The following is a 12,163-nucleotide window of genomic DNA, read 5'->3' on the forward strand; positions in this document are numbered from 1 at the left end:
TTTTTCAAGTCTCCTTATAGGTCACAAAGAAGTCAACAGGAACCCAGTAGGTTCCGGCCTCTTCGTCATAGTCATCATTCATACCCAGATACTCGATATACTCGATTTGGATATTACTGTGGACGCCCTTGTGACCGTGAAGAGCGTCTTTGACTTTGTTTGCAAGTTCTTTCGCAGCAACAGGGGTTTCCGCAATGCAGGTGAACTGAATCCTCGGATGAGCAAACCCTGTAAGGCTGTCCTGAACTCCGCTGATCCCCTGGTACACAATTGCCGGAAACGTAGGATCTCTCGGCAGGTGCATGAGATACGCTCTGTTTACAATCACTGCTGACACATCTGCATCAGCAATGAGAATGCCTCTGAGAACTGATTCAATCAGCATAAGTCACCCCCGCTGTGAGAAGATCTCTCATGGCAGCTGCAAACTCATTCTGACAGATATCGGTATGCTCATCATACGCAGGCCGGATGTGCGGCTGTGCTGCCTGATTGTAGAATCTTCCGAGAGTATCACGGCCGACAAACCCTAATTCAAGGCGTCTGCCATACGGGCTGTCAGTCCCTACCTGCACAACGCAGCGGGTCGGGCTTTTTTCAGTGGTCGTTGGTTCGTTTCCAAACGATTTGATGTAAGTCCCGGACTTGTAAGGAGTCCTCCCGCCCGTGTTTTTAGTGAGCTTTAATTTGTTCTGGATTGGTAAAGCCGCTGCACGGGTGGCTGCTTCAAGCTTAACGCCTTTTACGTTGTCAGATAGCTGCTGGAATGCTTTGGCAAGTTCCTCTCCCCCACTGACTTTAACACCAATCATTAGAGTTTACCCCCGGAAAAGACAGACAACAGGGATACAAAAAAGGAGATTCCTCCTGCAATGATTGCAATGAGTACTCCGTCGCGGCCTTTCATTTTAGAACTTGAATTTTCAAGTCGGGAGATCCGTATATCCTGCTTTTTGTTAGTTTCTTTAAGCTCAGTAAGGGTTTCACGAATCCACGCCACATCGCGGCGGGTTTCAAGAATTAATCCTCTGTTTGTGATACCACCGTCCTCTTCATTCATACCCGCACCACCTCACAGGATAACCGTGTCATGGTGCCGAGGATCTGCTCAACCAGCAGAATGTTGTAAGTCGTTCCGCCGACAATCACCCGGTCAGATTCTACTATATCAGAATAGAGCCCCTGCAGAGCAATTGAAGTCGTTGCCACAACGTAAGTCTGGTTAGATTTTTTGATTTCTTTGCCTTTGAGAGGCGTTGACAGACACGGAACTGATGCGTATCTGTCAGTCCATTCCTCGACAACCTGCCCGTCGTCATCGACAGTCTCAGCTAATGACTGGATTTTGCAGATCTCAGGGAAATGAGAATCAAGCGTTGCCATGAGCCTGTCGTCAATAAGAGCTGACACTCAGATCCCCCTCCTTAGTTCTGAAGAAAAAGGTGTCCATGGTCCGGGAATAATCTCAAAATCCCCGTCGCCTTCGGCCTGTGCTCTGAGACTTTCGGCCTGAGTGTGCAGTGCATTTGCGACCGCCTGACCGTTAGTCTTGAGGCCGTTGACCTCAATATACTTGAGAATCAGTACCTGAGAAGATGCAATCTGGTCAAGAGCCTGTGCCGCTGCGAGTTTAACGTCCTCGTCATTGAGAGACAGAAACACACCCACCTCTTCATCAGAAAAGATTTCATGCTCTGAATCTCTGTCAGTTGAGAGAAGTCTGACCTTTCCCAGTGAAGTTGTCGGGTCGTAAGTGAATGTCATGGCCGCTGACCTCCTGGTTCTTTCAGGCAGCGGAGAGAAGAGTTATCCTTGCACTCTGGCTTTTGAGAGGCAGGCATTTTTGACCGGATACCTCTGAGTTCGTTGACGATTTCTTTCTGGCCGTCGATGATATCGAGCAGCAGATCTTCTGTGTTGGTGCTTGGAGTTTTAGGTATAGCCATAATCAGATCACCTCACAGAAAAAGAGGGGAATTATACCCCTGCTGCTACTGCTCCGGTGCTGCCGACTGCAAACTTTGGGTCAAGCTGAGTTGCGCCAACAACGTGTTTGACCTTCCATTCCATCTCATTGGAATCAAAGTCAACAATGTCGTAACCGCTACCTGTGACGCCGACTGCGTTCTGAGCTTTGGTATAAAGACCTGGCTGCTCCATACCTCTGAGGTGTGCCATACCAACAGCTGCACCTTCAACAAGATTTGGATCTGCAAAGAGGAACCAGGAGGTTGTGTCATTTGAAGATGACATGATTGTCGGAGCGTAAGGGAGCACTGCAAGTTTTAGGTTTCCGAATGTGCTCTTTGTGATAATCGTTTCTTTGCCGCGAACCACTTCTACCTGCAGTGTGGCGAGAAGCTGCTGTGCTTCCACTTTTAGTGCAGGAACAACTGCAAGGACTGCAGGCTCGTTGTAGATAGGTTCATCGCCTGAATCAGTCTGAGTTGCCATCGCAGTGAAGCCTTCTTTGAGGCCCTGAATGGAGAGCGCCCTTGTGATTAGGTTGCCGTTGTCGCTTGAGAAGAAGGTTGCATCTGGTCCGTTGACCCCTGCAATCATTGAGGTTGCAAGATACTCCTCTGTTCTTCTTGCACCTCTGCCAAGGCGGGCAGGGATAGATGCAAAGGCATTGAGGTCATCATTACGGATTGCCTCTTCTCCAAGACCAAGAGCTCTTTCATAGATCTCAACAGCGAGAGAATATTTCTTCTCATCAAGACCGCTCTGTTTGGCTTCTGTGAGTTCTTTTCTCTTTGTCAGGCGGTCGTCTGCACCAGTGAGTCCGAGGAGTTCTACTTCTCTGAAGTCATTGACTGTGAATTTCTTTGCCCACAGATCCCATGATACAGGGGTTTCCTGATACATTCCGAGAAGCTGTCTCTGCAGGTTGGTTGCAAAGAGCAGAGGGAAGTCGCTGGTGCTCATGGCTTCTTTGAAGTTTCTGAGTGTTGCTCTGCCCTCTTTGATGCGGTTTACGAGCTGCTGTGCTTTTGCAAGACCATGAACAAACTCTGTGTCATTTCTTGCTTCCGGAAGACGGTGTCCGCCGAAATCCGAGGGATTGAATGCAGATGCATCAAGCCTTGAGGTAAAGTCTGAAATTTTCTCTGACATTATTAGGCCTCCGTTGGTAGGAATTCAAGCACAAGAGCGGTCTCTGCGAGTGCCGTGGCTGACGCTGCTTTTGTGATTGTGAGAAGCACAACATCGCCGGCTGCGAGGACTTTGTGAGTCGCACTGAGTGTGCCGAGACTGAGAGCAATGTATGCTTCAAGAGCAGATCCCCCGGTTGCTTCGGTGGTCTTCTCGACAATCTTGTCAGTGCCAGCCCCTGCTGCACCCTTGTCAACAAGTGTGAAAGTCCAGAAGTCGGTATCGTCTGCCGTGATTGCAGTTTTGTTGACAATCTTTGCAGCGGAGAGAACTCCTGCTGTCGGAGCCACGAATACCACCTGTGAGGTTGTTGCCGCGACTGCTCCGATTGGGACAATCACCGGGCGACTGTTTGCCACGTCGCTGAGTTTTGCGGGTTTAACTCCTCCGTCTGCAAGAGCAGAGGTTCCTACTGCACCGGCGGCAATTGTGCCTGCTCCGGGGCTGGGTTCATGGTGAACGCTGATTGTTGCGGTTGCCCCGGCTGTGACTGCTTCGTTTGCGTGTCCGAAGAAGTATCCACCTTCACTGGTGTTGTTGATTGTTTCTTCAGCATCGTGGAACCAGAGGATGTCTTTTGCTGCAATCCCGCTGCCGTCAGCGGTGACAGAGATGTTTACATCACAGGGACCAAACTCGACTGAGGCTAATCCGTCTGAGTCTTCATCTGTGAGTGCAATGCCTGTCCGGTATCCGTAGCGAACCGGATCTCCACTTTCAGGAACTGCCGGATAATCACATGCAACTGCGACCCGGTATCCTGGAATATGAACAAAGTTTTTTGCCATTTTAGATCATCTCCTTGACAAGTGCCTCAGCACGTTCTTTTGTCATTCCACCTGCAATGTAAGCCTCAACAAGCTCTTTCTGAGCTTCTGCTATGTCGCCGCCGGAGACACTGCCCCCGACGCCGGACACTTTCCCGACACCGAGTTTTGCGAGGTATTCTGCCTCGGCTTTGACGGCCTTGTCAACCGCTGCTGCGTATGCAGCTTCGTCGAGTTTGCCGTCTTTGACCACAGGCTCTTTGCTGAGAGATTCAGCGATACGGGTCTTTGTGAGCTCCGGAAGCTGGGCTTCCTTGACTTTGCCTTCGACAAAGGTCTTTGCCTCTACCATCAGCTGTGCTTCTTTCAGGCGGGCGTTCTCGTCCTGTGCTTCTTTCAGGGCTTTCTGTGCCTCTGTAAGTGCAGCCTTCTGCTGTTCCTGTGCTTCCTTCATGGACGCACTGTTTTCAAACTCCTTGCGGAGTGACTCTACAATCTCAGGATGCTCTTTGTGGAGCGATTCCAGAGAGAGGGAGGGTTTTGGATTTGCTTCTCCTATCATGTTTTTACCTGCTGTTTTCTGTTCGTCTGTCGGTACGGATGGCCGGGCGTTTCGGAATGCTTCTGCAATCGCTCCGCCGCGGCCCGCTAAGGTAACGAAATCAACTGAACGGGCAGCGACAATCTTGGTGATGATATCTCCTTTTTTGCCTTCTGCTTCGCCCTGTTTGTGTTCGCCCCACACGTAGTGAGAGAGCCCTATATACGGGCCCATCTCAGCCACAGCTTCATGATATGCAGAGAATACTCTTGCACGGGAATACACCCCCGGACCTTTTGATCCAGATTCATCCCAACGTGCGTCTTCAGTCAGCACCGCTGCAAGATCCCTAAGATCCCGCTCAGGCCGCTCTTTGACTTCCGACACGCTCGGATGATTCCAGTACATCTGCAGACCGGCACAATACACACGGTTATTGACTGCCTGCTGAAGTGCCTCACGGGAATAATACCCGGAAGACCCCCATCCTGCGTCAATAATCTTTACAGGAATCGTGCCGTTTGCATCCGCCTTCACTTCAATAAGCGGGACGATTACTCCGCTGAACTCACTCAATCCTTCAGTCACACTCTCTATCACCTCAATTCACCCCCTTGGGGGTTGGCTTTCTACGATACAATGTAGCACAACGGCACCCGGGGAAACGAGGGGAATGCTGGTGCCCGGATGGAAACGAGCTGGTGATTGGTATCCACCCAGCTGCTGTGTTTTCCTTGCAGCCGTCACTGACCTTACCGTCTCCAACATTGCTCCAGAACATTTCCATCTCAAGGCCGGCACAGGCCATCTCTTCAATGACAAGCCGGTTCCCGGTCTCGTAGGCATCTCCTGCCTCGTTGATAGCTATCAGCTGCGCTCTGTTGCGAATATGACTGGCAGCCGGGACCTTGACGCCAAACTCTTCATACTTGGCCGTAATCTGTCGGGCGACTTTCTGGTAATCATAACCGTCTTCCATCCCGCGGGTGACAATCTTTGAGATCTCTGAACGGGTGGTCTCGTCAATCTGGCTGACGGCCGATGCTGCTCTTTTCTGAATAACTTCAATAGCTCGCGGGTTTTTGCGGCCAAATGCAAAATTGATATTGAACTCAGCCGTCCGGTGTTTTGCAGCGGCTTCAATTGCAGCACCAGCTGCTTCCTCAATCGGGCCGATAAACAGTTCCAGAGTTGCCTGATATGCTCCCTCAAGAGCACCTTCAACCGGAACAGGGCCTTTCGGATAAGACTCAAAAAGAGCAGGGCCTGATTTCTCAAACTCGGCCATGAATACTTTCTCATGTGCCAGGAATGCAGCTGACATCTCTTTTGACAAGGTCTTTTCAATAGGTTTCAGAGCCCTGTCACGCTGCGCAATCTTAGCCAGATTTATGATTTTTCTGACAGCCTCAATCACAATTTCTTTATTGATCATGCCGCAGCCTCCTGAAGATAAGATTCCAGTTTGCCAAGGACTCTTGCAAGCTCTGCTTCCGAGTCTGTCGGCTTCTCTCCTTCAGGGAACCACTCTTCTACAAGTGCAGCCGAGTCCTTTTCTCCAAGAGCATCAAGCAGCAGTGTTGAGATGTATTTTACCGGCATTGTTCCGGCAGACATTGCCCCATTCAGGGTCGCTGCATGGACTATTGCGTCCACCTGTTCAAGCAGATCGTGCTGCAGAATCGGCGGGAAGATGATCTCGACATTGCGGTTCATCGGCTCTTTAGTCTCAGAATCATTTCCGAGCGTCACGATGCGGTCGCCGTCATCATCGATCTCAACTGTTGCACCTGTGTTGAGTCTGCCATTTGGAGCCGCCGCCGCCATATCAATGACAAAACTCAGGATGTTGCTGAATACCGACTGCCATAAAGCCTGACGGGCGGTGAACTGCAGCTCCATTGGTCTTTCCATGCTCTTTGCAGTGGCAAGGTTCCCGGTGCTTGGGTCGCCTGTAAGATAGGGTTCATTGATTCCTACTGAGCTGCAGACCATCAGCATGAGGCGCCTTGCATCGTCCATACTGGCTGTGATACCGGAGGTTTTGATAGGTTCAAGTTTGTTACCCTGAGTTGTTGCAAAAATGCCGCCAGTCTGAGGGCCAGTGGACTCTCTGGACTCTGTAAGGCTCTGCTGCAACGCAGGCAGCATCCCCTGAAGTTTGCTGACTGCACCGGAGACTGCCTTTTTGTTGGCGCCGGTCAGCTGCATGGCAAACTTAGACAGCATATCCATGATAGTGACCCACTTCTCAAGGTAGGATTTGTATGCCTGAGCCCAGTCACACGCTGCATACAGTTCAGAGACCCCAAACTGCATGTCATTGAGCCGGTTGACTGCAACGTGATATATCGGGCTCTGTTGCACAGGGATGCCCATTATGTGTTCTGGATGTCCTTCTGATGGACTGTATCTCCAGTCAGGATAGTAGGCTTTGTGCTGGGTTGCTGTGCCGTATCCTGTCGTCGGATTAGTGGATGTGCTCGTCCATGCCCGAAGATAATACCTGGGTGTTTGTGAATCATCAGGGTCGGAGATCACTGACTGGATTTCATCAAACGCAATTGTGCGGACTTTTACACGGCCGGTGCTCGGGTTGATAAAAAAAACAAAAAAGAGATTCGCAAAGAGCTGAAGTTCAGCCTCAAGTCTCATCCACGCTTCAGTATCGCCAAACACTCTGCGATTTGAGGGATCTTTCAAGACCTGCTGAACAGCGGCGTCAACGTCCGGGTGAACTGCTCTGAGTGTGCAACCCTGCCCCCAGACATAGAGATTCTGGACTGAGACTGCCCGTTTAATGAGCGGATTTTTAAGCCAGTAAATCCGGACCATCTTTGAGATGTCACGCAGGCCCTGTCGGGAGAAGTCTCTCTCAGTCAGACCGCCAATGCGATTCCACCCCTTATCTGACATCGAGTCTTCAAGAACAGCGAGGCGCTCAATGAGCATCTCTGTCTGTTCAACCGAGACCTGTATTGCCTCTGTGGCCTGGATAAGTTCCTGCTCTGTCAGACTCATATTACGTCAATCACGAATTTGACTGTGAGTTCTTCTTTCCAGGTTGTCTGGTCTCCGCTGCTGCCAGATGTGCCATTATATGAACTCCAGCCATCCCTATATCCCTGCTTGATTTCAAGGACGTGCTCGCCTTCAGGATAATCTGTGTTGTGGTCCGGCATCTTTGCCGAGAAGATCTCTGAGGAAACAAGGGTGGTATAGCACACCTGCTCTCCGAACTGCTTGCCGTCAAAGAACATTCCGACAATAACGCTGCCGTAATCCTTGCCTGTAAGAATTGCCACACATTCCTTCCCAACAAGCTGACTGACAGTAGATTTCATTTTGTCAACTACTGCAACGCTACCGATTGAAAGAGATTTCAGAGAAAGAAGACCTATCTGCTTCCCGTCGCTGTCTCTGCTTCTTGTGTCAGCTTCCACTGTTGTTGCAGCGGTTTTGTAAACGATGTTTGCAACGTCGATGTAACCCTGCGAGATTGGAATCTGTGCGATAGAAGTGTCGAGTAAGAAGAAAGCAAGATTCTTTTCCATGTTGGCAGCGATTTCGTTTCTGATAATCTTCTGCTCGTTAAAGCTCGGAAGCTGATTGCAGATCCATGCAATGTCTTCCTCTTTCATCTGATACGTGCAGCCGCCGAGTTTCTGCAGGATTTTTGGAGCGATTTTAGTTGATTCGTCATCAACATTGAGGAATTTCTTAATTCCGATAATCGCATATCCCAGCAATGCGGCGATGCTCGTTCCTCCGATACCAAGGGCTGCAGCGATGGCAGACACGTCAATTGAGGTTAGAATAGATTCAAGTCCCATTTATCATCAGGCTCCTGTTGCAGAGGGTGGCGCGCGCATAGATGATTAATAATAGAGATTTTGCAAATTTATAAAAAAGTAGGGGTTTAAATAAGATGAACGCTTTTTCGAAGATTTGAGAATTTAGACCGGACTTATGCTCACCGAGTCGTCATAAGTGACGTAACCACTATCTGCCATCAGGGCTTTCAAAAGTTCATATCCATTGTTGAAGGCTCCGGAAAATCCGTCAACCTGATCGTCGTGTGCTCCATCCGGAAAATATTCTGCTTCTGTAATGAAGGCTTTATTCCACGCTGCCCGCACCATGTCAACACGGCCATGCTCAGTTGCAGAGGAGGCAGGCTTTGCTCTTAGGATTTTATTTCCTGTTGATGGAATGCCTTCAACAATATATCCCTGCAACTCGTCCCGATACTCATCGATCATGTAGAGCGAGGCGCTGCCCGGTTCCTGTTCAATCAAGATCGGCACATATACTCCATCCATTCCAGCAGTGGCTTTGACAGCGGCCTTCACAGTTCCGGGGCTTTCCTGCATTCTGACGATGTCGAGGATACACACCCTGCTACCGTGGAATCCTAATAAAAACCCGACAGTCCAGTCAGGATCTTTTCCAGGGCGTTTTTTTGTGCCGGCAAAATCCCAATATCTCACAATTAGATCACAAGCAGGAGCTTCCTCAACGATATTGAACCATTCGCGGCGGAAGTAATTGCCCGGTTCCGGTTTGATTTTCCAGTTTCCCTGCAGCAGCCTTTCACGTTCCACTCTGTCAAGAGCCATCAGACGGCCCTTGTATCCGGGATCTTTCGAGGTCAGTGCAGGATTATCATCAAGTTTTGCAGGGATGAACGTCACAGACTTAGGAATGAGTTCCGGATACAATTGCAGGAGTTCCTCTGCAGAGTCCCCCCAGATGAGATCGTCACCCAGTTGCACAAACCATCTCTGAGCGCCTGCACGAGCCGGGATTGCAAATCCTGTATCCTGATCAATCCACCAGCCGATGAACTCCGCCACCCATGAATCAGCATCGGGGTTGCAGGTTGCCCTGATACGTGGTTTAACACCGCAGGTCGAACGGTTACGGCTGAGCATGTAGAAGAACTGCTTCTTGGTGAAATGGGTCAGTTCATCAAATGCTATCAAACATATCTGAGACCCCTGCCAGTCGAGGCGATTCTTTTCATATTCCATATGAGCAAAAGAGATCTTTGCTCCTGACGGGAACTTCCAGTCTAACCGCTGCTCTCGGTGTGTTGCACCAATTCGGGAATAAATGGTCTCACTTTCATCCCACAGGCCCCCTTCTGCTCGGATTTGAGTTGTGGTTCTTCGGAAGATTACTGCTCCAAAACCAGATACATGAATCCACTGCAGCGGGTCGAGAAGCTCACCAAAGGTCTTCCCTCCTCCGGCTGCCCCCCCGTAAATGGTTATGTCTGCATCAGAGTTCAGGAACGCTTCCTGTGGCCCAGATTGAGGTCTGAGATCAAGGTTGTCCCAGAGGTTTTGCTGGGCAAAATCCTGATCAAGATCACACAAGAAACTACTCGCTTGTAATTTCAGCGAGTCGCTGCTTGAGCTGTTCTCTGCATTCAGGACACATCACCCCCATAACCACTGATTTAAACTCAATAAATTGCGGGTTCTCTACAATGTTAACAGTCACACCTTCACCCTGCAGTTCCCCTGTCATCTTCGCCAGCAGTTCCAGAATGCTCCGAACTTCACGGATAGCAACACATGCCCCTCTGAGATCTTTCTTTGACTCAGCGTCTTTCAGAATACGGTTCGCAGTCCCCTGCAGTTCCTGCACCTGTTCCAGCAGCGAGCAGGCTTCTGAGACCTGTTTCGCTTCATGAGCTTTTGCGACCTGTGCTGAGATGTGCCCTTTCTGAACGTGCCGGGATATCGCGGATCTGGAAATTTTATATTCAGCTTCAAGTTCCCGGTATGTTTTACTGCCGGCAAGCAGGGCTTTGTCTATCTCAAGCCTGTCCGGGTGAGAGCACACAATGCACTTGTTTTCATTACCCATCAGCGATGCACCTCATCTTCTTCTTTGTTCTGCAGATCTTCCCACCCTTCTTTCTCAGCAAGAGCAGTCAGAGCCCTGTTGATAACGGCGTTGAGATCCTTGGTCTTCAGTCTAAACTTTGCAAGCCATACGCGGCTGTGTTCTTCTTCTGATACGGGTATGTTTTTCATTTGTGGTTCAATGTTTCAAGTGCTGCTGTCAGTTTCTCTGTGAACTCATCAAAAAATGAACACGAATAATGGAAGGTCCAGACCGGCGTTGTGATATTTTCCCAGCCAGATATTGTTGAATAGAATGCCCTGCCTTCATATTCCAGACAGACGGGGGCGACCGCTGCGAATACCTCTTCAAAATCCCGATTGATTTTAATTGAGACATATGCCATGTCAAAGCCGTGACCTGTGCAGCAATATATGGTTTGCAGGCCGGGGACTGCATTGATACGGTCGAGATACGGAATGAACGCAGTGTCGATGTCTTTTGGGTATCTGTCCCCGCGTGTGGCAGCGGCCAGCTCTTCATGAGAGGTCATTCTTCTGCGTCCTCCAGAAGGCAATCAGGATTTAGTTTGCTCCAAAATACTTTCCCATCTTGCAAAATCTGGCATGTGCCATATCTACAATTATGACAGGGGCACGACTCGCAGGACGTAACTAAAATCACATCATCCTTAATTCGAATCTGTTTTCTCATTCAACAACCTCGGTATATCCTAACCTGATCGCGTGTTCGTCAAGCAGCCGCTGCTCTTCTTCCTGGGTTGCAGCGGGTTCGACTGTCAGGAACCTGGCACGTGGCCTGCCAGTACAGCCTCCGGAGTTTTTGTATTCTTCGCGGTCCTGATAGGCAGTGATCCAGACTCCATTGAAACCCTCCTGCACTCCGATACGACGGCCGGCGGTTGTTATCCATTGTTTTCCTTTTGTCATTCTTCAATCTCCAGATGTTATTTCCATTTCTGACTGTGGCAGCGGCACATTCTCGGGACGTATCTCTCAGCATGGTCTTTGTTTTTGCCTTTTGTCTGAGGGTTCTGGAGCTTCTCCAGCTCTTTTATTAACTCATCTGAAGCCACCTCAGATTTTTCTGATAATCCCTGTTGTGAATCATCAATACATCTGAATCCTACTCTCTGAAAATTAGCGTTGTTCTCACCAAAAGGACAATTAGGGGATTGAACACAACCAGAAGGCATCTTCATTTTAACCTGACACGTCACCCCTTTGTCTTTACAAGTTGTGCACTCCCATGTGAACTCGCCAGAATCATAGCTCATTCTTCAGACACCTCAAAGTATTTTGCATATATGCTCTTAGGGCCTACTGGGTAGATCCTGGCAAAGGGGCATTCTCCTTCAATGCACCCCTTACACCCATTATGGCAGGGGGTTTCAGGGAGAGGGCTCCTTTCATAGAACTCACACGGGGTGATGAGCTCCGGCGGTCCGATATACTTGTATTTCTTCATTTCGCAGCAGCCTCCCGTTTCTCCTTCGCTGCCATCTCAAGCAGCGAATTGTATATATGATCATAGTATTTTTCCGGCAGATCCACAACCAGATCCGGTTCAGGCCCGTCCCCCATAATCACAATGTTGCTCATCTCTTCCTCGGTGCCTCTGAAAAAGGCGAGTTTGAATTTTTGTTCTGTCATGCTTCAGTCCTCGTAATAGTCACAAGTGTCTTTGTAGTTTTCTTCCATAGCATAGCGATCTGTGCAGCGGTTCCGAGGTTTACCCTTGTTGAAAAACCCTTGGGGACAAGGGCAGGTGAGTTTTCGTTTGTGTTTCTCAGCATCATAATGTCTGCAATGCTCTATCTCAG

At 49.5% G+C, this 12,163-nt stretch carries 21 protein-coding genes; all 21 read right to left on the minus strand.

Annotation, left to right across the window (positions count from 1 at the left end):
• Positions 1-4: 4 nt before the first annotated feature.
• Positions 5-385: a DUF3168 domain-containing protein gene (locus ACTB1O_RS02830; protein ID WP_462993623.1), complete on the minus strand. Its 381-nt coding sequence runs from the start codon at positions 383-385 to the stop codon at positions 5-7.
• A complete protein-coding gene (locus tag ACTB1O_RS02835; protein WP_462993624.1) occupies positions 375-812 on the minus strand; it encodes an HK97-gp10 family putative phage morphogenesis protein in 438 nt (145 codons plus the stop codon). Before ACTB1O_RS02835 ends, ACTB1O_RS02830 begins: the two co-directional genes overlap by 11 nt.
• Positions 812-1,060, minus strand: a complete 249-nt coding sequence (locus tag ACTB1O_RS02840; RefSeq protein WP_462993625.1) for a hypothetical protein — start codon at positions 1,058-1,060, stop codon at positions 812-814. Before ACTB1O_RS02840 ends, ACTB1O_RS02835 begins: the two co-directional genes overlap by 1 nt.
• The gene (locus ACTB1O_RS02845) at positions 1,057-1,410 is read right to left on the minus strand and encodes a phage head completion protein (protein ID WP_462993626.1); all 354 of its coding nucleotides are present in this window, start codon (positions 1,408-1,410) and stop codon (positions 1,057-1,059) included. The genes ACTB1O_RS02840 and ACTB1O_RS02845 overlap by 4 nt, the downstream gene beginning before the upstream one ends.
• The gene (locus tag ACTB1O_RS02850; protein WP_462993627.1) at positions 1,411-1,764 is read right to left on the minus strand and encodes a hypothetical protein; all 354 of its coding nucleotides are present in this window, start codon (positions 1,762-1,764) and stop codon (positions 1,411-1,413) included.
• Positions 1,761-1,946 (minus strand): hypothetical protein, encoded by a 186-nt coding sequence (locus ACTB1O_RS02855; protein WP_462993628.1) that lies wholly within the window; start codon positions 1,944-1,946, stop codon positions 1,761-1,763. The genes ACTB1O_RS02850 and ACTB1O_RS02855 overlap by 4 nt, the downstream gene beginning before the upstream one ends.
• 31 nt (positions 1,947-1,977) lie before the next feature.
• On the minus strand, positions 1,978-3,117 hold the full coding sequence (locus ACTB1O_RS02860; RefSeq protein WP_462993629.1) for a phage major capsid protein: 1,140 nt from the start codon (positions 3,115-3,117) through the stop codon (positions 1,978-1,980).
• A gap of 2 nt (positions 3,118-3,119) precedes the next feature.
• Entirely contained in the window at positions 3,120-3,944 is an 825-nt protein-coding gene (locus ACTB1O_RS02865) for a hypothetical protein (protein WP_462993630.1), read from the minus strand.
• 1 nt (position 3,945) lies between these two features.
• Positions 3,946-5,052 carry a hypothetical protein gene (locus ACTB1O_RS02870; RefSeq protein ID WP_462993631.1) on the minus strand — a complete coding sequence of 369 codons (1,107 nt, stop codon included), beginning with the start codon at positions 5,050-5,052 and terminating at the stop codon, positions 3,946-3,948.
• Between the two features lie 13 nt (positions 5,053-5,065).
• Positions 5,066-5,899, minus strand: coding sequence for a phage minor head protein (locus ACTB1O_RS02875; RefSeq protein ID WP_462993632.1), 834 nt, complete (start codon positions 5,897-5,899; stop codon positions 5,066-5,068).
• Complete coding sequence (locus ACTB1O_RS02880) at positions 5,896-7,485, minus strand: hypothetical protein (RefSeq protein ID WP_462993633.1); 1,590 nt, start codon at positions 7,483-7,485, stop codon at positions 5,896-5,898. The genes ACTB1O_RS02875 and ACTB1O_RS02880 overlap by 4 nt, the downstream gene beginning before the upstream one ends.
• The gene (locus ACTB1O_RS02885) at positions 7,482-8,297 is read right to left on the minus strand and encodes a hypothetical protein (RefSeq protein ID WP_462993634.1); all 816 of its coding nucleotides are present in this window, start codon (positions 8,295-8,297) and stop codon (positions 7,482-7,484) included. The genes ACTB1O_RS02880 and ACTB1O_RS02885 overlap by 4 nt, the downstream gene beginning before the upstream one ends.
• 123 nt (positions 8,298-8,420) lie before the next feature.
• Positions 8,421-9,845 carry a phage terminase large subunit gene (gene terL, locus ACTB1O_RS02890; protein ID WP_462993635.1) on the minus strand — a complete coding sequence of 475 codons (1,425 nt, stop codon included), beginning with the start codon at positions 9,843-9,845 and terminating at the stop codon, positions 8,421-8,423.
• Between the two features lie 4 nt (positions 9,846-9,849).
• Positions 9,850-10,341 (minus strand): ArsR family transcriptional regulator, encoded by a 492-nt coding sequence (locus ACTB1O_RS02895; RefSeq protein WP_462993636.1) that lies wholly within the window; start codon positions 10,339-10,341, stop codon positions 9,850-9,852.
• Complete coding sequence (locus tag ACTB1O_RS02900; RefSeq protein ID WP_462993637.1) at positions 10,341-10,511, minus strand: hypothetical protein; 171 nt, start codon at positions 10,509-10,511, stop codon at positions 10,341-10,343. Before ACTB1O_RS02900 ends, ACTB1O_RS02895 begins: the two co-directional genes overlap by 1 nt.
• On the minus strand, positions 10,508-10,873 hold the full coding sequence (locus tag ACTB1O_RS02905; RefSeq protein WP_462993638.1) for a hypothetical protein: 366 nt from the start codon (positions 10,871-10,873) through the stop codon (positions 10,508-10,510). The genes ACTB1O_RS02900 and ACTB1O_RS02905 overlap by 4 nt, the downstream gene beginning before the upstream one ends.
• Positions 10,874-11,030: 157 nt before the next feature.
• Positions 11,031-11,270 carry a hypothetical protein gene (locus tag ACTB1O_RS02910; protein WP_462993639.1) on the minus strand — a complete coding sequence of 80 codons (240 nt, stop codon included), beginning with the start codon at positions 11,268-11,270 and terminating at the stop codon, positions 11,031-11,033.
• A 17-nt stretch (positions 11,271-11,287) separates the two neighbouring features.
• On the minus strand, positions 11,288-11,617 hold the full coding sequence (locus tag ACTB1O_RS02915; protein WP_462993640.1) for a hypothetical protein: 330 nt from the start codon (positions 11,615-11,617) through the stop codon (positions 11,288-11,290).
• Entirely contained in the window at positions 11,614-11,808 is a 195-nt protein-coding gene (locus tag ACTB1O_RS02920; RefSeq protein ID WP_462993641.1) for a hypothetical protein, read from the minus strand. The genes ACTB1O_RS02915 and ACTB1O_RS02920 overlap by 4 nt, the downstream gene beginning before the upstream one ends.
• Positions 11,805-11,993 carry a hypothetical protein gene (locus ACTB1O_RS02925; protein WP_462993642.1) on the minus strand — a complete coding sequence of 63 codons (189 nt, stop codon included), beginning with the start codon at positions 11,991-11,993 and terminating at the stop codon, positions 11,805-11,807. The genes ACTB1O_RS02920 and ACTB1O_RS02925 overlap by 4 nt, the downstream gene beginning before the upstream one ends.
• Positions 11,990-12,139: a hypothetical protein gene (locus tag ACTB1O_RS02930; protein ID WP_462993643.1), complete on the minus strand. Its 150-nt coding sequence runs from the start codon at positions 12,137-12,139 to the stop codon at positions 11,990-11,992. The genes ACTB1O_RS02925 and ACTB1O_RS02930 overlap by 4 nt, the downstream gene beginning before the upstream one ends.
• Between the last annotated feature and the right edge of the window lie 24 nt (positions 12,140-12,163).

It is taken from the genome of Methanomicrobium sp., from assembly GCF_055145805.1.

What these genes read in the sequence shown, in the direction of transcription:
- ACTB1O_RS02830 (WP_462993623.1), bottom strand. Translation starts at nt 385, where the DNA reads ATGCTGATTGAATCAGTTCTCAGAGGCATTCTCATTGCTGATGCAGAT.
- ACTB1O_RS02835 (WP_462993624.1), bottom strand. Translation starts at nt 812, where the DNA reads ATGATTGGTGTTAAAGTCAGTGGGGGAGAGGAACTTGCCAAAGCATTC.
- ACTB1O_RS02840 (WP_462993625.1), bottom strand. Translation starts at nt 1,060, where the DNA reads ATGAATGAAGAGGACGGTGGTATCACAAACAGAGGATTAATTCTTGAA.
- ACTB1O_RS02850 (WP_462993627.1), bottom strand. Translation starts at nt 1,764, where the DNA reads ATGACATTCACTTACGACCCGACAACTTCACTGGGAAAGGTCAGACTT.
- ACTB1O_RS02855 (WP_462993628.1), bottom strand. Translation starts at nt 1,946, where the DNA reads ATGGCTATACCTAAAACTCCAAGCACCAACACAGAAGATCTGCTGCTC.
- ACTB1O_RS02860 (WP_462993629.1), bottom strand. Translation starts at nt 3,117, where the DNA reads ATGTCAGAGAAAATTTCAGACTTTACCTCAAGGCTTGATGCATCTGCA.
- ACTB1O_RS02865 (WP_462993630.1), bottom strand. Translation starts at nt 3,944, where the DNA reads ATGGCAAAAAACTTTGTTCATATTCCAGGATACCGGGTCGCAGTTGCA.
- ACTB1O_RS02875 (WP_462993632.1), bottom strand. Translation starts at nt 5,899, where the DNA reads ATGATCAATAAAGAAATTGTGATTGAGGCTGTCAGAAAAATCATAAAT.
- ACTB1O_RS02880 (WP_462993633.1), bottom strand. Translation starts at nt 7,485, where the DNA reads ATGAGTCTGACAGAGCAGGAACTTATCCAGGCCACAGAGGCAATACAG.
- ACTB1O_RS02885 (WP_462993634.1), bottom strand. Translation starts at nt 8,297, where the DNA reads ATGGGACTTGAATCTATTCTAACCTCAATTGACGTGTCTGCCATCGCT.
- ACTB1O_RS02895 (WP_462993636.1), bottom strand. Translation starts at nt 10,341, where the DNA reads ATGGGTAATGAAAACAAGTGCATTGTGTGCTCTCACCCGGACAGGCTT.
- ACTB1O_RS02900 (WP_462993637.1), bottom strand. Translation starts at nt 10,511, where the DNA reads ATGAAAAACATACCCGTATCAGAAGAAGAACACAGCCGCGTATGGCTT.
- ACTB1O_RS02905 (WP_462993638.1), bottom strand. Translation starts at nt 10,873, where the DNA reads ATGACCTCTCATGAAGAGCTGGCCGCTGCCACACGCGGGGACAGATAC.
- ACTB1O_RS02910 (WP_462993639.1), bottom strand. Translation starts at nt 11,270, where the DNA reads ATGACAAAAGGAAAACAATGGATAACAACCGCCGGCCGTCGTATCGGA.
- ACTB1O_RS02915 (WP_462993640.1), bottom strand. Translation starts at nt 11,617, where the DNA reads ATGAGCTATGATTCTGGCGAGTTCACATGGGAGTGCACAACTTGTAAA.
- ACTB1O_RS02920 (WP_462993641.1), bottom strand. Translation starts at nt 11,808, where the DNA reads ATGAAGAAATACAAGTATATCGGACCGCCGGAGCTCATCACCCCGTGT.
- ACTB1O_RS02925 (WP_462993642.1), bottom strand. Translation starts at nt 11,993, where the DNA reads ATGACAGAACAAAAATTCAAACTCGCCTTTTTCAGAGGCACCGAGGAA.
- ACTB1O_RS02930 (WP_462993643.1), bottom strand. Translation starts at nt 12,139, where the DNA reads ATGATGCTGAGAAACACAAACGAAAACTCACCTGCCCTTGTCCCCAAG.